A 21,094-nucleotide genomic window follows, 5' to 3' on the forward strand; every position below is an offset into this window, starting at 1 on the left:
TAAACTTCTTTTCAAATAACCAAGAATTAGATATGATGAGTATGGAAGAGAATCAAGGAGGATAACTTTATGAAGATTGCTGTTATAACAGATTCAACAGCATATTTAGATCAAGCTTATATAGATAAATATAATATTAGAACAATTGCGCTTAATGTTATATTTAATGATGAAGTTTATAAAGAATTGTCAGAGATAAGTACAGAAGATTTCTATAAAAGAATGAGAAATGAAAAACAATTACCGACAACATCTCAACCAGCTATGGGTCAATATGTGGAATTACTTGAGAGTTTGAGAGACGAAGGATATACAGATGTGATTGCAGTTCACTTATCAAGTGGTATAAGTGGTACATACCAAACAGCTGTGACGTTAAACGATATGGTAGAAGGTATAAACGTACATGCATTTGATTCTGAAATCTCTTGTTCAGTACAAGGTTTCTATGCTTTAAAAGCGGCTCAGCTTATCGAGCAAGGTATGACAGTTATTGATAATATTCTAGAACAATTAGAGAATATGAAACAAACAACAAATGCATATTTCATAGTAGATGATTTAAATAACTTGAAAAAAGGTGGCCGCTTAAATAGTGCACAAGCATTAGTCGGTACGATGTTACAAGTGAAACCATTGTTACACTTCGTTGATACTAAAATTGTCCCTTACGATAAAGTGAGAACAAAGAAAAGAGCAATGAAACGTATTGAAGAACAATTAGCTAAAGAAGTTGAAGGTTATAAAAACTTATCTATTGTTATTATTGAAGGAAATGATAAAGAGACAGCACTTTCTTGGAAAGCGCAAGTTGAAGAACAATTCCCTGATGCACAAATTATTATGAGTTATTTTGGACCAGTAATTGGGACGCATTTAGGAGAAGGTTCATTAGGTTTAGGATTCACAACGACCGAATTAGATTTAAGTATATAATATAACTACAGCACAAAAAGCCGAGGCTTTTTGTGCTTTTTTATGGAGGTTAGTATGAAATTATACGGACGTATATGCCGAGATTTAAATGATATAACAACTGAAAAACTTAAATATACTAAACCTGGCGTGTCTTTAGTTCAAGGTAAATATATTTGTAATCAGTGTGGTAACAAAGAACAATCATTGTTTTATCAGTATTTTTGCCACCATTGCGAGCAGGAAACGAACTATTGCAGATATTGTATTGCACTTGGTAAAGTTCAAAGTTGTAAAGATATTTATGTCATTGAGAGTTTGCATGAAGTATCAGAATGTCGTTATCAATTGGATTTTGAATTAAGTGAACAGCAACAACTCGCATCCTCTAAAATTAAAGACGCTATTTTAAAGCAAGAACATTTATTATTGCATGCTGTGACAGGTGCAGGTAAGACAGAAATGATATTTGAAGGTATATCTCAAGCCCGAAAAAACGGTATGAATGTTGCAGTTGTATCACCAAGAGTAGATGTCGTGAAAGAAGTTTATTTAAGGCTAATAAACGCATTTAAAGATGAACACATTGATTTAATGTATGAAGGACAATTCGCTCAGTTTAACAGTTCGTTTGTCGTATCGACTGTCCATCAACTTATACGCTATGACGGACATTTTAATGTGATCATCGTTGATGAGGTAGATGCATTTCCGTTAGAAATGGATAATCAACTGATGCATACCATTCGAAAAGCTTCTTCAGAACAATCTAGTCATATTTATTTAACTGCAACGCCTAACAAGCAACTCCTTTCTAAGTTTAATCACAATCAAATAATTAAACTCCCCGCAAGATATCATAAACATCCATTACCAGTTCCAGAATTTCAATTTAATAACATTAAAGAAAATAAACTCAATCAGAAGTTACTTGCGTTTCTTAAATCCCAAATAGAACAGAATAGAAAGACATTTGTCTTCTTTCATAATATTGATTATATGGAACAAATATTTAAAGTGTTTCAATGCTACTTTTCAAAAATTGAATGTGTATCCAGTCATGATGAGATGAGGCATGAAAATGTGACACGTTTAAGAAATGATGAAATAGACATTATGTTTACGACGACAATATTAGAAAGAGGCGTTACGCTAGAAAAACTAGATGTCGTCATTGTGCACACAGAAAAGTTTACAAACAGTGCCATCATTCAAATTGCAGGTCGTGTAGGTCGAAAATTATCTTGTCCAACTGGCAAGGTATTGTGTTATCACGAAGGTATCACACGAAATATGATACAGGCGAAACGAGAAATTATTGCAATGAATAATTTAGCCCGTGAGAAAGGATGGTTAATTTGAATAGGTGCATAATTTGTCAAAATCATATCAATGAAGTGATCGATTTGCTAAATCTTTTTTCAAGGCAATCTATAATATGTGAGCAATGTGCCAATCAATTAACATTTAATCATGAAGCAAGACGATGCAAAAGATGCTTAAAAATAATGTCTGTAGAAGAGGAAACTTGTCTAGATTGTCAGTGGCTTTCAAATAAATATCCATTAATTAATCAACTATATACCTTGTATGACTATGATGGTCTTGTCAAAGCGCTCATACAACAATATAAGTTAAATGGGGATGTTGCACTCAATCAAGTATTTCAATTACCGCCGAAATTATTTAAGCATTATGATTACGTTATTCCGGCACCCATTCATCCTAATAAGTTAGAACAGCGAACATTCGATCATGTAACAACCGTGTTGGATAATCAAAAAATTAAATATATACAGATTTATGAAACTGAAGAAAGGCAAAAGCAATCAGAATTAACTAAAATAAAAAGGTCATTTCAGCATAATCCATTTAAAATAAATAAAGACATAGACTTTGAAAATAAGAGAATATTACTCATAGATGATATTTATACAACAGGGTTAACAATTCACCGCTTAGCAGAACTTTTATTTATTAGAAAAATCAGAAAAATAGATGCCTTAACATTTGCAAGAGCGGTAAATAATGATAAAATATAGGTAGGAAGAAACACAAGAGAAATTGAGCGTTAAAGGAGTCGGTGTTTTATGATCAGATTTGAAATTCATGGTGAAAACATCACAGTGACTGATCCGATAAGAAATTATATTGAGGACAAAGTAAGTAAACTAGAAAGATATTTTACTAATGTCCCAGAGGCGATAGCCCACGTTAAAATCAAAACTTATCAGGATTCTAGAAGTAAAATTGAAGTAACTATTCCGTTGAAAGATGTTACTTTAAGAGCTGAAGAAAGACATGAAGATTTATATGCTGGAATCGACTTAATAACTAACAAACTCGAAAGACAAGTACGTAAGTACAAAACAAAGGTTAATAGAAAGTATCGCGATAAAGGGCGAGATAAAGATGTCTTTGCAGTAAGTCCAGATTCAGCTGCACCTGAAGAAGTTGAAGAGAATGATAGCGATAATGAAATTGAGATCATTCGTTCTAAGCAATTTGCTTTGAAACCAATGGATTCTGAAGAAGCAGTATTACAAATGAACTTACTAGGACATGATTTTTATATCTTTACTGATGCAGAAACAGATGAAACAAGCATCGTTTATAAACGTAAAGATGGTAAATATGGACTAATTGAAACTTCAATACAATAAAAATCATTTACACGAACTGGTGCAGAATTTCTGCACCAGTTTCTTTGGCTATTGATAGCTTTTCATCTACAGAGGTGGTAATCTTAAATAGTGTAAAAAGAGATATAAACGTGTTATGATATATTGTTGTAAGATTACTAGTTTTCTAGTTGAAGGAGAGAACAAAATGGGTTTTTTATCAAAAATAGCTGATGGTAACAAACGAGTTGTTAAATCACTCGGAAAATTAGCAGATCAAGTCATCAATTTAGAAGATGAAATTGCTAAATTAACAGATGATCAATTAAGAGAGAAGACAGAACAATTCAAAAAAGAATTGTCAGAAATAGAAGATTATAAAAAGCAAGAAAAATATTTAGACAAAATACTACCTGAAGCATATGCAATCGTAAGAGAAGCATCTACAAGGGTATTTAATATGACACCATTTAAAGTACAAATTATGGGTGGTATTGCCATTCATCGTGGTGATATTTCAGAAATGAAAACTGGTGAAGGTAAAACATTAACAGCAACAATGCCAGTTTATTTAAATGCGCTAACAGGTAGAGGCGTTCATGTTGTTACAGTCAATGAATATCTATCAAGTTCACAAAGTGAAGAAATGGCGCAATTATATAATTTCTTAGGTTTATCAGTTGGACTTAATTTGAATTCAATGGATACGAATCAAAAGCGTGAAGCATATGCAGCAGATATCACGTATAGTACAAATAATGAACTTGGATTTGATTATTTAAGAGACAACATGGTTACGTATAAAAAAGACCGTGTTATGAGACCTCTTAACTTTGCCATCATTGATGAGGTTGACTCAATTTTAATTGATGAAGCGAGAACGCCACTTATCATTTCAGGCGAAGCAGAAAAATCAACAACGTTATATACACAAGCTAATGTATTTGTAAAAATGCTTAAAGGTGAAGATGATTTTAGTTATGATGAAAAAACTAAAGCTATCACTTTAACAGAACAAGGTATTGATAAAGCTGAACGCATGTTCAAAATTGAGAACTTGTTTGACGTGAAACATGTTAACTTAATGCATCATATAAATATCGCGTTAAAAGCAAATAGAACAATGTTTAAAGATAAAGATTATGTTGTTGATGATGGTGAAATTATGATTGTCGACCAATTTACAGGTCGTACAATGCCAGGTCGAAGATTCTCTGACGGCTTGCATCAAGCAATTGAAGCAAAAGAAGGTCTAGAGATTCAAAATGAATCTAAAACGATGGCATCTATCACGTTCCAAAACTTCTTTAGAATGTACAATAAATTATCAGGTATGACTGGTACAGCTAAGACAGAAGAAGAAGAGTTCAGAAATATTTACAATATGACTGTTACGCAAATTCCAACAAATAGACCGATACAACGTATAGACGAAGCGGATTTAATTTTTGCATCTCAAAAAGGTAAGTTTGATGCGGTTGTTAAAGATGTGATTGAGCTTCATAAGACAGGTCAACCAGTATTATTAGGTACAGTTGCCGTTGAAACAAGTGAATATATTTCACAACTATTAAAGAAAAAAGGCGTTAGACATAACGTGTTGAATGCGAAAAACCATGAACGTGAAGCGGAAATCATTTTAAATGCAGGTCAAAAAGGTGCAGTAACCATTGCAACTAACATGGCCGGTCGTGGTACGGATATTAAACTTGGAGAAGGCGTTGTTGAACTTGGTGGTTTAGCTGTAATTGGTACAGAACGTCACGAGTCAAGACGTATTGATGACCAATTAAGAGGACGTTCAGGTCGTCAAGGTGACGTTGGTCGAAGTAGATTCTACTTATCATTACAAGATGAATTGATGGTTCGTTTCGGATCAGAACGTATGCAATCTTTAATGGGTAAATTAGGTATGAATGATGATACACCAATTGAATCTAAAATGGTTTCTAGAGCAGTAGAATCTGCTCAAAAACGAGTTGAAGGTAATAACTTCGATGCACGTAAACGTTTATTAGAATACGATGATGTACTAAGAAAACAACGTGAAATCATTTACGGTGAGCGTAATGATATTATTGAAAAAGACGATGTACAAGACATTGTTAAAGATATGATTAAATCATCATTAGAGCGTGGCGTGAACTATCACTTCGCAACAAACGAAGAAGAAATTGATTTTGAAGCACTCGTTCAATATATTGAAGACTCATATGTACCACAAGATGCAATTAAAGTTGATGATATTCGTGGTAGAGATTATGAAGATATCGTAGAAATTGTATTAGAAAAAATTAAAACACAATACAAAGCTCAACAAGAAGACTTTGGTGATCAAATGTCTGAATTTGAACGTATGATTGTGTTAAGAACAATAGACCGTAAATGGACTGATCACATTGATACAATGGATCAATTACGTACAGGTATCCATTTAAGATCTTATGGTCAAATCAATCCACTTAGAGAATATCAAAATGAAGGTTTGGATTTATTTGAAACAATGTTGAATGAAATAGAAGATGAAGTAAGTAAATACATTCTTAAATCAACTATTGATCGTGGTGAACAAGTTGAACGTGAACAAGTTGAAATAGGTGAAGCTAAACATGTGAGTGCGAATGATGGTAAAGAAAAAGTTAAACCAAAACCTATCGTCAAAGATGAACAAGTTGGCCGAAACGATCCATGTCCATGTGGTAGTGGTAAGAAATATAAAAACTGTCATGGTCAAGCATAAAGGAGTAATTTTATGGAATTAACGGAAATTAGACAAACATTAAATAAAAATAATGAAAAATTAATGAATATCAGGGGGTCTCTTTGACTTAGAAAATAAAGAGACGAACATTCAAGAATACGAAGAAATGATGGTTGATCCATCATTCTGGGACGATCAGAATAAAGCGCAAGACATCATTAACAAAAACAATGCATTAAAGTCTGTAGTCGGTGATTTTCATACATTAAATCAACAGATTGAAGATTTACTTACGACTGTTGAATTGTTACAAGAAGAATATGATGAAGACATGCACGAAATGCTTGAGCAAGATTTAAAAGCGTTACAAACAGACATCGATCAATTTGAATTGAAACTACTACTTAATGGTGAACATGATGAAAATAACGCAATATTAGAATTGCATCCAGGCGCAGGTGGTACAGAATCTCAAGATTGGGGTTCAATGCTGCTTAGAATGTATCAACGTTTCGCAGAACAAAAAGGATTCAAAGTGGAAACGTTAGATTATCAAGCTGGAGATGAAGCGGGCATTAAAAGTGTCACAATTCTTATCAAAGGTCATAATGCATATGGATATTTAAAAGCTGAAAAAGGTGTCCACAGATTAGTGCGTATTTCGCCATTCGATTCTTCAGGAAGACGTCATACATCATTCGTATCTTGTGATGTAACACCTGAATTTAATAATGAAAAAATAGAAATAGAAGTTAATTCTGAAGACATTTCAGTCGATACTTATAGAGCATCTGGTGCAGGTGGACAGCACGTCAACACGACTGATTCAGCTGTTCGTATCACACACCAACCAACTGGTATCGTTGTAACATGTCAAAATGAAAGATCACAAATTAAAAATAGAGAACAAGCTATGAAAATGTTAAAAGCGAAACTCTACCAAAAAGAACTTGAAGAACAAGCAGCAGCTCTAGATGAAATTAGAGGCGAACAAAAAGAAATTGGATGGGGTAGTCAAATACGTTCATACGTATTTCATCCATATGCTATGGTTAAAGATCATAGAACTAATGAAGAAACAGGTAATACAAATGCAGTTATGGATGGTGACTTAGACCCATTTATCGATGCATATTTAAGAAGCCAAATTAATGAAAAATAATTTAAAGCAAGCAGCTAGGATGATTTAAATATCCTAGCTGCTTTTATAATAATTTAAATTGTGAACTATTGAACAAAATGATGTCAGACGCTGGTTTACATGGTAAAATATAGTTGATAATAAAATGAATGGAGTGTTATACATGAAAATCAAAATGGGCATGATTTCTGTAATAGCATTATCATCGTTAGTATTTGCAGGATGTGGACAATCAAGCGATGATAGCAGCAAAGAAGAATACAGTTCACAAGGGGAAAAAATCTTTAAAAACAATTCTTGCGTAGGATGTCATGGTAAAGATTTAGATGGTGCATCTGGACCATCACTTAAAAAAGTCGGTGCCAAAATGTCTGAGTCAGATATTGAAAAAATTATCAACGAAGGTAAAGGTAATATGCCGAGTCAAGTTGTAGATGAGAAAGAAGCAAAAGAAGTTGCTAAATGGTTAGCTAAACAAAAATAATCATTTATATTCAATTTGCATATAAATTGGAAATTTTACCGTGAAAAACATATGTATTTTAATTGAATAATGATAAGTAATAAAGGTGTTGTTAATTGTGTGTAAATAATTAACAACACCTTTTAAAATACTTTCATGTCAGTGTTCAGTAACATTTTTATCAGTAAAATTATAAAATGTTAACGGTTATATTACAGATTTGTAACAAAACAATATTGAGATAAAAAATGTGCTATATTATTTCCAGTATTAATTGAGGAACATCATATAAATAATAAATATAAACGTAAATACATACACTTCGGGAGGATATGTCATCATGAAGAAGACTTTCATTACATTAGCATCTGTTACAGCTTTAACAACTTTAGCAAGTTCATCTGCCTATGCAGCTGATATTAAAGTAAAAGAAGGACAATCATTAGACAATATCGCAAAAGAATATGGAACATCAGTGTCAGAAATTAAATCTTTAAACAACATTGATACCGATGTTACAGTTGGACAAACATTAAAAGTATTAGAAGATAATATCTATACAATTCAAGATGGAGATACACTTAACAAAATAGCTAAGAAGTTTGATGTTAAGGTTTCAGACTTAAAAGAATGGAACAATTTATCTTCTGATTTAATTATTGTTGGTGATGAATTAAAAGTTGCATCTGAAACATCAGAACCAACTGCAGAACCTACTAGTTTAACGGTTAACGCACCTGAATCTCCAGCTCAAGAAGATGCATTATTAAGATACGTATTCGAACAAACATCATACGGCAATGTGTACAACAGTGAAGATTCAGTCGCTTATGTTGCACCTACATTTAATGAAAATCAATCAACACAAAACACTGCACCTGTTTCATACAGCCGACCAAATACAGGTGGCGGAAGCAATTTATATACTTCTGGACAATGTACGTACTATGCATTTAGTAAACGTCCAGATCTTGGCAATACTTGGGGTAATGCAAACAACTGGGCAAACGCAGCAGCTCAAGCAGGTTACACTGTAAACAATAGCCCAGCGGCAGGTTCAATTTTACAATCTACAGCAGGTGGATATGGACATGTAGCTTATGTTGATAAAGTAAACGCTGATGGTTCAATTCAAGTTTCTGAAATGAATTATCAAGGTGAAGGTATTGTTTCTTCACGTACAATTTCAGCATCAGCAGCTGGTTCATATAATTATATTCATTAGTTTTTATAGTAACTTAATAAATAAGCAAGTAGTTAATTCAGTTTAAGAATTTTAACTATTTGCTTTTTTTTATCATTATAGTTGATATAATAAACGTAAATGTTAGTGTAGAGGTTTGAAAACATGAAAAAAAGGTTAAAAATCATATTAGTTATACTTTTGTTATTGATTATTAGTATCAGTGTTTATAAAGTATTAGATATCAATAAGTTTCAAACGAACGAACAGTTTAAAGAGCAACAAGGGAAACAATCGTTTCAAAACAGTCATCCAGCTACAGGCATGAATGTAAATAATGAAACTGTAAATGTTTTTTCAACTGAAAAATCAAAACAATTAAAAGAGGTAACATCTAAAAATGATATTACAGTTATTAATTTATTTGCCTCTTGGTGTGACCCATGTAAACGAGAAATGCCTGAGCTTGTAAAATATGCAAAGCACGAAGATAAAGGTGTCGAATTAGTTGGTTTAAATGTTAAAGATAAACGAAAACCAGCTAAACAATTAATGGACGATGTAAATGTGAATTACGATGTTTACGTTGCGCAAGATGATTTTCTAGAAAAATATAAATCGTATAATATACCTACAACTTTATTTGTAGATAAAAATGGCGAAATCAAAAAAGTCTATTTAGGTGAATTATCTGAAAAGACACTAAACAACTTAGTTACACAAGTTAAGGAGGAAATTTAATGGGGGTACATCAATATTTTAAAAGTTTGTCTGATTTAGAGAAATTAGTAAGATGTCCAGGTAAATTTAAGTATCAAGACCATAATGTTGCAGCACATTCCTTTAAAGTAACGAAAATAGCGCAATATTTAGCAACAGTAGAAGAACAAAATGGTCAAGAAATAGACTGGAAACTTGTATATGAAAAAGCTTTGAACCATGATTATCCTGAAATATTTACAGGTGACATTAAGACACCTGTGAAATATGCGTCTTATGAAATTAAAAAATTATTCTCTCAAGTTGAAGAAGAGATGATCGATAAATTTATCACAGAAGAATTTCCTGAGCAATATCAAGATATATATAGACATAGACTACAAGAGGGTAAAGATGATAGTATAGAAGGGCAAATATTAAGTGTTGCTGATAAAATTGATTTATTGTATGAATCTTTTGGTGAAATTCAAAAGAGAAATCCAGAACCTTTATTCTTCGAAATTTATGAAAGTTCATTGGAAACGATCATGCAATTTGATCATTTAGCATCTGTACAAGATTTTATTCAACATATTATACCTGATATGTTACAAGAAAAATTTATACCACGTTCAGAGTTAAGAGAGATAACAATGACGATACTTGAGAAACGTGAAACAAAAAGGAGTTAGTGAATTGAATGATTTGGCCGATTCTAGCTTTGTTTCTTCCTTGTTTAATGGTTATTATTTTCACGCAAATTGCTCAAAATAAATGGATTGGATTACTTGTATCCAGCATTATAATTGGTGTTTCTGTTTATAAAGGCTTTTTTAACAATGAGCTTATTATGTTGTTAGATGTACTGAGTTTAGTAGCAGGCTTTTATATAGTTGATACACTTAAAATAGATAAAATTGAATCAAGATAGATAAGAGGAATAATCATTTAGATTTTTCCTCTTATTTGTATGTAATTTTAAAATTAACGAACAAATGTTTGGTCATTTTTACAAATTTTTGATAAAATAAATATATATATTACAGAAAATGAGGAGGTTCCTATGCAACATTTTCCTTTTAAAATACATTCTGACTATTCACCTCAAGGGGATCAGCCAGAAGCAATTAAATCTCTTGTAAAAGGCATTAACGAAGGCAAGAGACATCAAACTTTATTAGGTGCGACAGGTACAGGTAAAACATTCACGATGAGTAATGTCATCAAAGAAGTCGGTAAACCTACATTGATTATTGCACATAATAAAACGTTGGCTGGACAGCTATATAGTGAGTTTAAAGAATTCTTTCCTGAGAATAGAGTAGAATACTTCGTAAGTTATTACGATTATTATCAACCTGAAGCATATGTACCTCAAACGGATACTTTTATTGAAAAAGATGCCTCTATAAATGATGAAATTGATAAACTTCGACATTCAGCTACTAGTGCATTGTTTGAACGAGATGATGTTATCGTTATTGCGAGTGTCAGCTGTATTTATGGTTTAGGTAATCCAGAAGAATATAAAGACTTAGTTGTAAGTACGCGTGTCGGTATGGAAATGGAACGTAATGAACTGTTAAGAAAGCTTGTCGATAACCAATATTCACGAAATGACATAGATTTTAGACGTGGTACATTTAGAGTTAGAGGAGATGTTGTAGAAATATTTCCTGCATCACGTGATGAACTATGTGTCAGAGTAGAGTTCTTTGGAGATGAAATCGATAGAATTAGAGAAGTGAATTACTTAACAGGTGAAGTTATTGCTGAAAGAGAACATTTTCTATTTTATCCCGCGTCTCACTTCGTAACACGTGAAGAAAAAATGAAAGTTGCGATTGAGCGTATTGAGAAAGAACTTGAAGAACGATTGGCTGAACTTCGAAAAGAAAATAAACTTCTAGAAGCTCAACGACTTGAACAAAGAACCAATTATGATTTAGAAATGATGAGAGAAATGGGCTTTTGTTCAGGTATTGAGAACTATTCTGTGCATTTAACGTTACGACCAAAAGGTTCTACACCATATACTTTATTAGATTACTTTGGTGATGATTGGTTAGTGATGATTGATGAATCTCACGTAACGCTTCCTCAAATTAGAGGTATGTATAATGGTGACCAAGCGAGAAAAAATGTCTTAGTAGAACATGGCTTTAGATTACCAAGTGCTTTAGACAATAGACCGCTTAAATTTGAAGAATTTGAAGAAAAAACGAAACAATTGGTTTATGTTTCAGCAACACCGGGACCATATGAAATTGAACATACTGATGAAATGGTCGAACAAATTATTCGTCCTACAGGTTTATTAGATCCAATTGTTGAAGTCAGACCAAGTGAAAATCAAATAGATGATTTAATGGCTGAAATTAATGAAAGAATAGAAAGAAATGAACGTGTATTAATTACAACGTTAACTAAAAAAATGAGTGAAGATTTAACAACTTATTTAAAAGAAGCCGGCATTAAAGTGAATTATTTACACTCAGAAATAAAGACATTAGAAAGAATAGAAATTATTCGAGACTTAAGAATGGGTGTTTATGATGTATTAGTTGGGATTAACTTACTAAGAGAAGGTTTAGATATCCCAGAAGTTTCACTGGTTACAATTTTGGATGCAGATAAAGAAGGTTTCTTAAGATCAGAGCGTTCGTTGATTCAAACGATTGGTCGAGCTGCGCGTAATGATAAAGGTAAAGTTATTATGTATGCTGATAAAATTACAGATTCTATGAGAACAGCATTAGATGAAACAAGTAGAAGACGTGCTACTCAAGAAGCGTACAATGAAGAACACAATATAACACCACAAACAATTAATAAGAAGATACGTGATGTCATATCAGCAACAGTAGAAACGGATGAAGTAACCGAAAAAGACACTAAAAAAGCGCCTAAGAAACTTACAAAAAAAGAAAGAGAAAAGACAATCGAGCGCATAGAAAAAGAAATGAAAGATGCTGCGAAAGATTTAGACTTCGAGCGTGCATCTGAACTAAGAGATATATTATTTGAACTAAAAGCAGAAAGGTGACTGAGATGAAAAACAAATCCATCATCGTAAAAGGTGCAAGAGCACATAATTTAAAAGATATAGATATAGAAATACCTAAAGACCAACTTGTTGTTATGACTGGATTATCTGGTTCAGGAAAGTCGTCTTTAGCATTTGATACGATTTATGCAGAAGGCCAAAGAAGATATGTAGAATCATTAAGTGCCTATGCGAGACAATTTTTAGGGCAGATGGACAAACCAGATGTAGATTTAATTGATGGTCTTTCTCCAGCGATATCAATTGATCAAAAGACAACAAGTAAAAACCCAAGATCCACTGTTGCTACCGTAACTGAAATATATGATTATTTAAGACTATTATATGCAAGAGTTGGTAGACCAATATGTCCTAACCATGGTATTGAAATTAAATCACAAACGGTTCAACAAATGGTCGATCAAGTTATGGAGTTAGAAGAAAGAACAAAAATACAAATTCTTTCACCAATCGTTTCAGGACGTAAAGGTACACATAAGAAATTGATTGAAGACATTGCTAAAAAAGGCTATGCAAGGTTAAAAGTAGATGGCGATATTTTAGATGTAGATGATGTTCCAGATTTAAACAAAAATCAAAATCATTCTATTGATGTCGTGATTGATAGACTTGTCATTAAACCAGGTATTGAAGCAAGATTAGCTGATTCATTACAAACAGCGCTAGAATTAGCTGACGGTAATGCAGTTGCTGATATTATTGATGGTGATGAAATTAAATTTTCTGAACATCATGCTTGTCCGATTTGTGGTTTCTCAGTAGACCAATTAGAACCTAGAATGTTCTCATTTAACAATCCGTTTGGTGCTTGTCCATCTTGTGATGGCTTAGGAAGTAAATTAACTGTAGATGTTGATTTAGTCGTGCCAGATAAGACATTAAGTTTAAATGAAGGTGCCATTTTGCCATGGCAGCCAATCAGTTCTAATTATTATCCAACTTTATTAAAACAAGCTTGTGAACATTTTAAAATCGATATGGATAAACCATTTAATAAATTAACGAAAAAAGAAAAGAACATCGTCTTAAGAGGTCATGATGATGAAATAGAATTTAAATTTAATCAAGATTATGGTGTTAAAACAGAAAGAAAAAGAACGATGGCTTTTGAAGGTGTGCTAAATAATATTGAACGTCGTTACCATGATTCACCATCTGAATACGTTAGAGAAGTGATGCAAAAATACATGGTCGAAAAAACTTGTGAAACATGTGATGGTTATCGTTTAAATGAAAAAGTACTTTCTGTCAAAATTGATGGCCAACATATCGGTGAAGTAGTCAGATATTCAATTTATAATGCAATCAAACATTTTGATAATTTAGATTTAGATGAAACAGAACGTAAAATTGCGAAGCTCATCTTAAAAGAAATTCATGAAAGATTATCTTTCTTAAATAATGTAGGTTTAGAATATTTAACACTTAATCGAGCATCAGGTACTTTATCTGGTGGGGAAGCACAACGTATTAGACTGGCAACTCAAATCGGTTCAAGATTATCTGGTGTGTTATATGTGCTTGATGAGCCTTCTATCGGTTTACATCAAAGAGACAATGATCGCTTAATTGATACATTGAAATCTATGAGAGATATGGGTAATACATTAATTGTCGTTGAACATGATGAAGATACGATGAAAGCTGCGGATTATTTAATTGATATAGGTCCAAAAGCAGGTGTACATGGTGGTGAAGTAGTTGCAAGTGGTACACCTGAAGAAGTGATGGCAAATGAACAATCTTTAACAGGTAAATACTTAAGCGGTAAAGAAAAAGTCTTTGTACCATCTAAACGAAGAAAAGTCACAAAACGTAAAATATCTGTTAAAGGCGCGACAAGTAATAATTTGAAAAATGTCGATGTAGACTTCCCATTATCAGTTATGACATGTGTAACAGGTGTTTCAGGTTCTGGCAAAAGTTCATTAGTTAATGAAGTATTGTACAAAGGTTTGCAAAAACAATTGTATAATACGAAAACAAAACCAGGTGAACATAAATCTATAAAAGGTGTAAATGAAATTGAAAAAATTATAGATATTGACCAATCACCAATTGGTAGAACACCACGTTCAAACCCTGCAACTTATACAGGTGTATTTGATGACATTAGAGATGTATTTAGCCAAACGAATGAGGCAAAAGTGAGAGGTTATCAAAAAGGTAGATTTAGTTTTAATGTTAAAGGTGGCCGTTGTGAAGCTTGTAAAGGTGACGGCATCATTAAAATTGAAATGCATTTCTTACCAGATGTATACGTACCATGTGAAGTTTGTGATGGAAAACGTTATAATAGAGAAACATTAGAAGTCACTTATAAAGGAAAAAGTATTTCTGATGTATTAGAAATGACAGTAGAAGATGCTTATCACTTTTTCGAAAGTTTACCTAAGATAAATAGAAAATTAAAAACAATAGTAGATGTTGGTTTAGGATATGTTAAACTAGGTCAACCTGCAACAACTTTATCAGGCGGTGAAGCACAACGTGTGAAACTTGCTTCTGAACTTCATAGACGATCTAATGGTAAGTCATTATATATACTTGATGAACCAACAACAGGTTTACACGTAGATGATATTAAACGTTTATTAAGTGTGTTAAATAGACTCGTTGAAAATGGCGACTCTGTCATCATTATTGAACATAATTTAGATGTCATTAAAACAGCAGACTATATTATAGATTTAGGTCCAGAAGGTGGAGATGGTGGCGGTGAAATTATAGCTACTGGAACACCAGAAGACATTGTAGAAGTTGAAGCATCTTACACTGGTAAATACTTAAAACCAATTTTAGAACGAGATCGATCATAAACCAGGAGGGGTTATTTATGAACGAAGTACAATTAAAAATTTTAGACCTTATTGAAGGTGGGAAAATTACTGTTGATGAAGCGGTAAAATTACTTGATGCAACATCTCATAATCAAAAATCATCATCACCATTTGATAAGAAATCTAAAGAAAATGTTGAAAATTTATTTGAAGACTTATTAGATAAATTTAAGACAACTGCCAAATCAGGGAAAACTGAATTTGAAAAGAAGTTTAAGGATAATGAAGGAACAGGTCAAGATCCTATTCAACAATTAGATGAATCTTTAAGAAATGTCATTAGAAATTTCAATAAAAATAACGACCAAAATAAAGATATTTAAATTTATTCCCTAGAAACGATAAAACGTTTCTAGGGTTTTTATATTTGGAGAAACTGTTGTAATATTGATAATGATTGCAGTTAAGGTTAAAGTTCATTAGAATTAACATATATTAACCTAGAGGTGAACCCTATGATATCAAGTAGTAAATTAATAGAGCAATTTAATTTGGAAGTTATTGCCGGGAAAAATGGCTTACATCGTAAAATAACAGAAACGGATATATCACGTCCTGGTCTAGAAATGGCTGGGTATTTTTCACATTATTCATCAGATAGAATTCAAGTATTAGGCACAACTGAGTTGTCGTTTTATAATTTGTTGCCTGATGAAGAGAAAAAAGGTAGAATGGCTAAATTATGTAGACCTGAAACACCAGCTATTATTATCACACGAGGTCTAGATGCACCAGAAGAACTCGTTCAAAGTTGTAATGAAAATAATACACCACTTTTAAAAAGTGAGTCTTCAACGACTAAATTGATGGGACAAGTAACCGGATATTTAGAGCGTGAACTAGCACCTGAAACATCATTGCATGGCGTTCTCGTCGATGTTTATGGCGTAGGTGTATTAATTACAGGTGATAGTGGTGTCGGTAAAAGTGAAACGGCTTTAGAGCTTGTTAAGCGCGGTCACAGACTTGTTGCCGATGATAATGTTGAAATTAAAGAAATCAATAAAAACGAATTAATCGGTAAAGCACCGAAGATTATTGAACATTTACTTGAAATACGAGGTCTTGGTATTATCAACGTTATGACTTTATTTGGTGCGGGATCTATCTTGATGGAGAAAAGAATCAAGTTAAACATCAATTTAGAAACATGGAACAAAGAAAAAATATATGACAGAGTTGGATTGAATGAAGAAACTTTAAAAATCTTAGATTCAAAAATAACTAAAAAGACGATTCCTGTTAGACCTGGTAGAAACTTAGCAGTTATCATTGAAGTTGCTGCAATGAACTATCGATTAAACAACATGGGAATTAATACTGCTGAAGAGTTTAATAATCGTCTTAATGCAGAAATTTTGAAAAATGCACGTAAGGAGAATGAATAATGGAAGTGTTAGGCATTGATCCCGTAGCGATACAATTAGGGCCGCTAGCAATACGATGGTATGGTATTATCATTGCTTCCGGTATATTAATTGGATATCTAATCGCACAAAGAACTGCTAAAAAAGTTGGAATAAAAGAAGAATCACTTATTGATTTAATTATATGGTGTGTCGTAATGGCAATTATCTGTGCACGTATTTATTACGTAGCGTTTGAATGGGATTATTACAGTCAACATTTAGCAGAAATACCTCTTATAATGAATGGTGGTATAGCTATTCATGGTGGATTGATTGGTGCCTTTTTAACAGGGTTCATCATATGTCGTAAAAAGAATTTGTCATTCTTCCAAATGGTTGATATTGTCGCGCCAAGTATCATTTTGGCACAAGCAATTGGTAGATGGGGTAACTTTATGAATCAAGAAGCGCACGGTGGACCTGTTTCACGTAGTTTTCTTGAGAATTTACATATACCTGAATTTATCATTAACCATATGCAAATAGACGGTATTTATTATCAACCAACATTTTTATATGAATCCATTTGGAATATAGTTGGGTTTATCATTTTACTACTCATTAGACCTAACTTGAAAATTGGTGAGACATTCTTTGCTTATTTAATTTATTATTCAATTGGTAGATTTTATATAGAAGGTTTAAGAACGGATAGCTTGATGCTTACTGAACATTTAAGAATCGCTCAAGTTATTTCTATTGTGATAATTGTTGTTTCTATTATTTGTATTATTTATAGAAGAGTACGTTATAATCCGAAAAAATTCAGAGATGTTAAAGGTTATTATCATAACTAATGTGAAAGAAGTGTTTACGTGAGAGCATTAAAGACTAAAAAAGTAGATGGTGCGAATCCATTATGGAAAATGTATGAAACAGTACGTTTTATAAAAGTGTTTAAAAATGTTATTATCATTGAAATTAGTAGATATTTACCGAGTGTTAAATGGAAACATTTTCTCTACAGAAAAGGGCTTAAGATGAAAGTTGGTCAAAAGACAGCTTTCGCATTTAAAGCAACGCCTGATATTATGTATCCTGAACTTATCACTATCGGTAAAAACTGTGTAATAGGATATAATGCAACCATTCTATGTCATGAATATTTAGTCGAAGAATATAGAATTGGCCGTGTAAACATTGGAGATAATGTCTTAGTTGGTGCAAATGCCACTATACTTGCAGGCGTGAGTATAGGTGATAATGCTGTTATAGCAAGTGGTACAATCGTGACGAAAGATGTACCTAATGATATGATGGCATATGGCAATCCTATGGAACTTAAAAAAAGGCGGTGAGTCAGTCGTTGGGAGAAAATTCAAATGTCATACACGTAAAGTTTGATAAAGACTTCTATTATCATAAAGCAATGGAAAAAATGAGAGAGCAAGATTTCGGATATGCCGAGTCTTTATTTAAAAAAGCGCTTGAACTATCACCTAATGATTTTGTGATTATACCGCCTTATGCTGAATGTCTTGTAGAGCTAAATAAAAATACTCAAGCAGAAGAAATGATGTTCGATCAAATTGTGAAAGAAAATTTTGTGACAGATTATTATTTTTATTTAAGTCAAATGTATATAAAGACGAATGAACCTAATAAAGCATTTTTATTTGGGTTGAGATATGTAACAGAAGAGGACGACCAAGATTATTTTGAAGAAATGATTCAAATGTTTGAAGTAAAGTATAATGATCAAACAATTGTGGAAGAAGAAGCGGAAAGATTTGTGATTCAACATATTTTCCAATACTTATTTTCACATGGTAGGTTACAAGAAGCGAATGAATATATTGATAGACAACGTGCTAAATTACAAGAAGATAAACATATTATGAATTTAAAAGCGATGTCTATGTTATACAATAGTCAATATGACGAAGCGGAGATATTGTTACAAACGATATTGGAAGATAATCCTTCTGATATTTACGCTTTATGTCATATGACGTTATTGCTATACAACACGCAACAGCTAGAACGTTATGAGCAATATCTGAATCAATTAAGTAAATTACATCCTATTAATGATGAAGAATCTTTTAAATTGGGTGTTGTTCTAAGCTATTTAGGAAAGCATAAACCTTCTAATCAATTATTAGTGCCTCTTCTAAAAAAAGCACAAGCTGCTACGCCACAATTACACCACGCCTTAAGTTACAACTTCTATCATTTAGGATATTTAGATGAAGCGAAAAGACATTGGCAAAGATTTGAAGATAGTGTACAATATCATAGTCAATTGCCACCTTGGAAAATTGACGAACTGAAAGATATGTTAGACCGTCATGTATTACCTTTATTAAAAGACGAAGACTATCGATATAGATTATATGGCATCTTTTTATTAGGGCATATGAAACATAGGGAACTCGTTATGTCTCATGAAATATGGGAAGTTCTAGAAAGTTTACCAGACTATGAAAGGTTATATATAACGTATACTTTTCAAGATTTACATTTAAACAAGTTAGGCTTTATTGATAAAGGTATGAAGCTTATCGAACAATCTATATATCAAAAATATGGTAAAGAAATTTTTGTATCGTGGATTGAACATGCAGAAATGCTCATTGCAGATAATGAATCGATTGAACAAGTTGAACATTATGTTGCAGCATCAATTTATATTTACTTAAAGATGTTAAATAAAAAAATAACTAAAAAAGAGATTAAAGATACATTTCATATTACGACGTATCGCTTGAATAAAGCGATCAATGCTATTTTGAGCATATAGTTATGAATAGTAATGATTATGATGTACAATTCTACTGAATTAATAAGAGGAGGCAGTTTATAAATGACTACACAAGTAGATTATGATGTAATTATAGTTGGGGCAGGACCAGCAGGAATGACTGCTGCAGTGTATGCTTCAAGAGCAAATTTATCAACTGTAATGATAGAACGAGGTATGCCAGGTGGACAAATGGCAAACACTGAAGATGTAGAGAACTTCCCTGGCTTTGATTTAATAACAGGTCCAGACTTATCAACTAAAATGTTTACACATGCACAAAAATTTGGTGCTAAATATGAATATGGTGACATTAAAGAAATAGAAGATAAAGGTTCTTATAAAGTTGTAAATATGGGTGACAAAACATTAACAGCTCGTGCAATTATCATTGCAACTGGTGCAGAATACAAAAAAATAGGTGTACCAGGTGAACAAGAATTAGGTGGACGTGGTGTAAGTTACTGTGCAGTATGTGACGGTGCATTCTTTAAAGGGAAAAACTTATACGTAATCGGTGGCGGAGATTCAGCTGTCGAAGAAGGTATTTTCTTAACTAAATTTGCAGACAAAGTTACAATTGTTCACAGAAGAGACGAATTAAGAGCTCAAAAAATCATTCAAGACCGTGCATTTAAAAATGAAAAAATTGATTTCATTTGGAACACAACATTAAAAACAATTAATGAAAAAGATGGTAAAGTAGGATCAGTAACATTAGTTTCAACTGAAGATGGATCAGAGTCAGAACATCAAGCTGATGGTGTATTCATCTATATCGGTATGAAACCATTAACTAAACCATTTGAATCATTAGGTATTTTAAATGAAAATGGCTATATCGAAACAAATGATGAAATGGAAACTAAAGTACCAGGTGTATATGCAGCAGGCGATGTTCGTGAAAAAACATTACGTCAAATCGTTACAGCAACAGGTGACGGCAGTATCGCAGCACAAAATGCACAAGCATATATCGAATCATTAGAAGACGAAGAACAATTAATATAATTTGAGTAGTGAAGAGGCGAGGACACATGTCCCGCCTCTTTTTTTATGTGGATTTAGGGCGGATTGTGATTATCGGTAGGTCCGGATGTGGAAAATACGGACCGATACGGAAAATTATAGGTCCAGAAATGAGAAATATGGACCGATAAAAAAATTTACCGGTCCAGAAACGGAAAATATGGACCGATAAAAAAATTTACCGGTCCAGAAACGGAAAATATGGACCGATAAATAAAATTACCGGTCCAGAAACGAGAAATATGGACCGATAAAATAAATTACCGGTCCAGAAACGAGAAAT

General features: G+C 32.6%; 19 protein-coding genes. All 19 read left to right on the top strand.

The features are described 5' to 3' along the window. The first annotated feature begins 69 nt into the window (after positions 1 to 69). The 19 genes from fakB1 to trxB all read left to right on the top strand — a co-directional run bounded on the left by fakB1 (position 70) and on the right by trxB (position 20,793). Positions 70 to 936, top strand: a complete 867-nt coding sequence (gene fakB1, locus LQ617_RS06910; RefSeq protein WP_037588743.1) for a fatty acid kinase binding subunit FakB1 — start codon at positions 70 to 72, stop codon at positions 934 to 936. Positions 937 to 990: 54 nt separating this feature from the next. Further along, positions 991 to 2,277 (top strand): DEAD/DEAH box helicase family protein, encoded by a 1,287-nt coding sequence (locus tag LQ617_RS06915; protein ID WP_206166383.1) that lies wholly within the window; start codon positions 991 to 993, stop codon positions 2,275 to 2,277. 146 nt (positions 2,278 to 2,423) lie between these two features. Further along, positions 2,424 to 2,957 carry a ComF family protein gene (locus LQ617_RS06920; protein WP_239740046.1) on the top strand — a complete coding sequence of 178 codons (534 nt, stop codon included), beginning with the start codon at positions 2,424 to 2,426 and terminating at the stop codon, positions 2,955 to 2,957. Between the two features lie 48 nt (positions 2,958 to 3,005). Next, positions 3,006 to 3,578, top strand: a complete 573-nt coding sequence (hpf, locus tag LQ617_RS06925; RefSeq protein ID WP_037588746.1) for a ribosome hibernation-promoting factor, HPF/YfiA family — start codon at positions 3,006 to 3,008, stop codon at positions 3,576 to 3,578. A 166-nt stretch (positions 3,579 to 3,744) separates the two neighbouring features. Next, positions 3,745 to 6,276, top strand: a complete 2,532-nt coding sequence (gene secA / locus LQ617_RS06930; protein ID WP_037588747.1) for a preprotein translocase subunit SecA — start codon at positions 3,745 to 3,747, stop codon at positions 6,274 to 6,276. Between the two features lie 12 nt (positions 6,277 to 6,288). Beyond that, positions 6,289 to 7,399, top strand: a protein-coding gene (prfB, locus tag LQ617_RS06935; RefSeq protein WP_126476659.1) for a peptide chain release factor 2 whose coding sequence is annotated in 2 segments (ribosomal slippage) — positions 6,289 to 6,360 and positions 6,362 to 7,399 — 1,110 coding nt in all. Because the reading frame shifts where the segments join, the coding sequence is not laid out codon by codon here. A 142-nt stretch (positions 7,400 to 7,541) separates the two neighbouring features. After that, on the top strand, positions 7,542 to 7,862 hold the full coding sequence (gene cccB / locus LQ617_RS06940; protein ID WP_025904526.1) for a cytochrome c551: 321 nt from the start codon (positions 7,542 to 7,544) through the stop codon (positions 7,860 to 7,862). Positions 7,863 to 8,181: 319 nt separating this feature from the next. After that, complete coding sequence (locus LQ617_RS06945; protein WP_239740047.1) at positions 8,182 to 9,066, top strand: CHAP domain-containing protein; 885 nt, start codon at positions 8,182 to 8,184, stop codon at positions 9,064 to 9,066. A gap of 123 nt (positions 9,067 to 9,189) precedes the next feature. After that, entirely contained in the window at positions 9,190 to 9,765 is a 576-nt protein-coding gene (locus tag LQ617_RS06950; RefSeq protein ID WP_037588750.1) for a TlpA family protein disulfide reductase, read from the top strand. After that, on the top strand, positions 9,765 to 10,415 hold the full coding sequence (locus LQ617_RS06955) for an HD domain-containing protein (RefSeq protein ID WP_025904529.1): 651 nt from the start codon (positions 9,765 to 9,767) through the stop codon (positions 10,413 to 10,415). The genes LQ617_RS06950 and LQ617_RS06955 overlap by 1 nt, the downstream gene beginning before the upstream one ends. 8 nt (positions 10,416 to 10,423) lie before the next feature. Then, the gene (locus LQ617_RS06960; protein ID WP_025904530.1) at positions 10,424 to 10,654 is read left to right on the top strand and encodes a DUF2198 family protein; all 231 of its coding nucleotides are present in this window, start codon (positions 10,424 to 10,426) and stop codon (positions 10,652 to 10,654) included. A 132-nt stretch (positions 10,655 to 10,786) separates the two neighbouring features. After that, positions 10,787 to 12,769 carry an excinuclease ABC subunit UvrB gene (uvrB, locus tag LQ617_RS06965; RefSeq protein ID WP_037588751.1) on the top strand — a complete coding sequence of 661 codons (1,983 nt, stop codon included), beginning with the start codon at positions 10,787 to 10,789 and terminating at the stop codon, positions 12,767 to 12,769. A 5-nt stretch (positions 12,770 to 12,774) separates the two neighbouring features. Then, on the top strand, positions 12,775 to 15,609 hold the full coding sequence (uvrA, locus tag LQ617_RS06970; protein ID WP_107577206.1) for an excinuclease ABC subunit UvrA: 2,835 nt from the start codon (positions 12,775 to 12,777) through the stop codon (positions 15,607 to 15,609). A 17-nt stretch (positions 15,610 to 15,626) separates the two neighbouring features. Continuing rightward, positions 15,627 to 15,953, top strand: a complete 327-nt coding sequence (locus LQ617_RS06975; RefSeq protein ID WP_239740048.1) for an SHOCT-like domain-containing protein — start codon at positions 15,627 to 15,629, stop codon at positions 15,951 to 15,953. 132 nt (positions 15,954 to 16,085) lie between these two features. After that, entirely contained in the window at positions 16,086 to 17,018 is a 933-nt protein-coding gene (gene hprK, locus LQ617_RS06980; protein WP_025904534.1) for an HPr(Ser) kinase/phosphatase, read from the top strand. Beyond that, a complete protein-coding gene (gene lgt, locus LQ617_RS06985; RefSeq protein ID WP_191836338.1) occupies positions 17,018 to 17,836 on the top strand; it encodes a prolipoprotein diacylglyceryl transferase in 819 nt (272 codons plus the stop codon). The genes hprK and lgt overlap by 1 nt, the downstream gene beginning before the upstream one ends. A gap of 18 nt (positions 17,837 to 17,854) precedes the next feature. Next, complete coding sequence (locus LQ617_RS06990) at positions 17,855 to 18,337, top strand: acyltransferase (RefSeq protein ID WP_025904536.1); 483 nt, start codon at positions 17,855 to 17,857, stop codon at positions 18,335 to 18,337. Between the two features lie 8 nt (positions 18,338 to 18,345). After that, positions 18,346 to 19,782 carry a hypothetical protein gene (locus LQ617_RS06995; RefSeq protein WP_204258285.1) on the top strand — a complete coding sequence of 479 codons (1,437 nt, stop codon included), beginning with the start codon at positions 18,346 to 18,348 and terminating at the stop codon, positions 19,780 to 19,782. Positions 19,783 to 19,845: 63 nt separating this feature from the next. Beyond that, positions 19,846 to 20,793, top strand: a complete 948-nt coding sequence (gene trxB, locus LQ617_RS07000; RefSeq protein ID WP_025904538.1) for a thioredoxin-disulfide reductase — start codon at positions 19,846 to 19,848, stop codon at positions 20,791 to 20,793. The last annotated feature ends 301 nt before the right edge of the window (positions 20,794 to 21,094 follow it).

The organism is Mammaliicoccus sp. P-M59 (genome assembly GCF_022386135.1).
GTDB classification, from domain to species: Bacteria; Bacillota; Bacilli; order Staphylococcales; family Staphylococcaceae; genus Mammaliicoccus; species Mammaliicoccus sciuri_A.

Excerpts from the sequence above, each read along its gene's own strand:
- hprK (WP_025904534.1), top strand. The coding sequence starts at position 16,086 with ATGATATCAAGTAGTAAATTAATAGAGCAATTTAATTTGGAAGTTATT.
- LQ617_RS06920 (WP_239740046.1), top strand. The coding sequence starts at position 2,424 with ATGTCTGTAGAAGAGGAAACTTGTCTAGATTGTCAGTGGCTTTCAAAT.
- secA (WP_037588747.1), top strand. The coding sequence starts at position 3,745 with ATGGGTTTTTTATCAAAAATAGCTGATGGTAACAAACGAGTTGTTAAA.
- trxB (WP_025904538.1), top strand. The coding sequence starts at position 19,846 with ATGACTACACAAGTAGATTATGATGTAATTATAGTTGGGGCAGGACCA.
- fakB1 (WP_037588743.1), top strand. The coding sequence starts at position 70 with ATGAAGATTGCTGTTATAACAGATTCAACAGCATATTTAGATCAAGCT.
- LQ617_RS06950 (WP_037588750.1), top strand. The coding sequence starts at position 9,190 with ATGAAAAAAAGGTTAAAAATCATATTAGTTATACTTTTGTTATTGATT.
- uvrA (WP_107577206.1), top strand. The coding sequence starts at position 12,775 with ATGAAAAACAAATCCATCATCGTAAAAGGTGCAAGAGCACATAATTTA.
- lgt (WP_191836338.1), top strand. The coding sequence starts at position 17,018 with ATGGAAGTGTTAGGCATTGATCCCGTAGCGATACAATTAGGGCCGCTA.
- LQ617_RS06945 (WP_239740047.1), top strand. The coding sequence starts at position 8,182 with ATGAAGAAGACTTTCATTACATTAGCATCTGTTACAGCTTTAACAACT.
- LQ617_RS06915 (WP_206166383.1), top strand. The coding sequence starts at position 991 with ATGAAATTATACGGACGTATATGCCGAGATTTAAATGATATAACAACT.
- LQ617_RS06975 (WP_239740048.1), top strand. The coding sequence starts at position 15,627 with ATGAACGAAGTACAATTAAAAATTTTAGACCTTATTGAAGGTGGGAAA.
- hpf (WP_037588746.1), top strand. The coding sequence starts at position 3,006 with ATGATCAGATTTGAAATTCATGGTGAAAACATCACAGTGACTGATCCG.
- uvrB (WP_037588751.1), top strand. The coding sequence starts at position 10,787 with ATGCAACATTTTCCTTTTAAAATACATTCTGACTATTCACCTCAAGGG.
- LQ617_RS06955 (WP_025904529.1), top strand. The coding sequence starts at position 9,765 with ATGGGGGTACATCAATATTTTAAAAGTTTGTCTGATTTAGAGAAATTA.
- cccB (WP_025904526.1), top strand. The coding sequence starts at position 7,542 with ATGAAAATCAAAATGGGCATGATTTCTGTAATAGCATTATCATCGTTA.
- LQ617_RS06960 (WP_025904530.1), top strand. The coding sequence starts at position 10,424 with ATGATTTGGCCGATTCTAGCTTTGTTTCTTCCTTGTTTAATGGTTATT.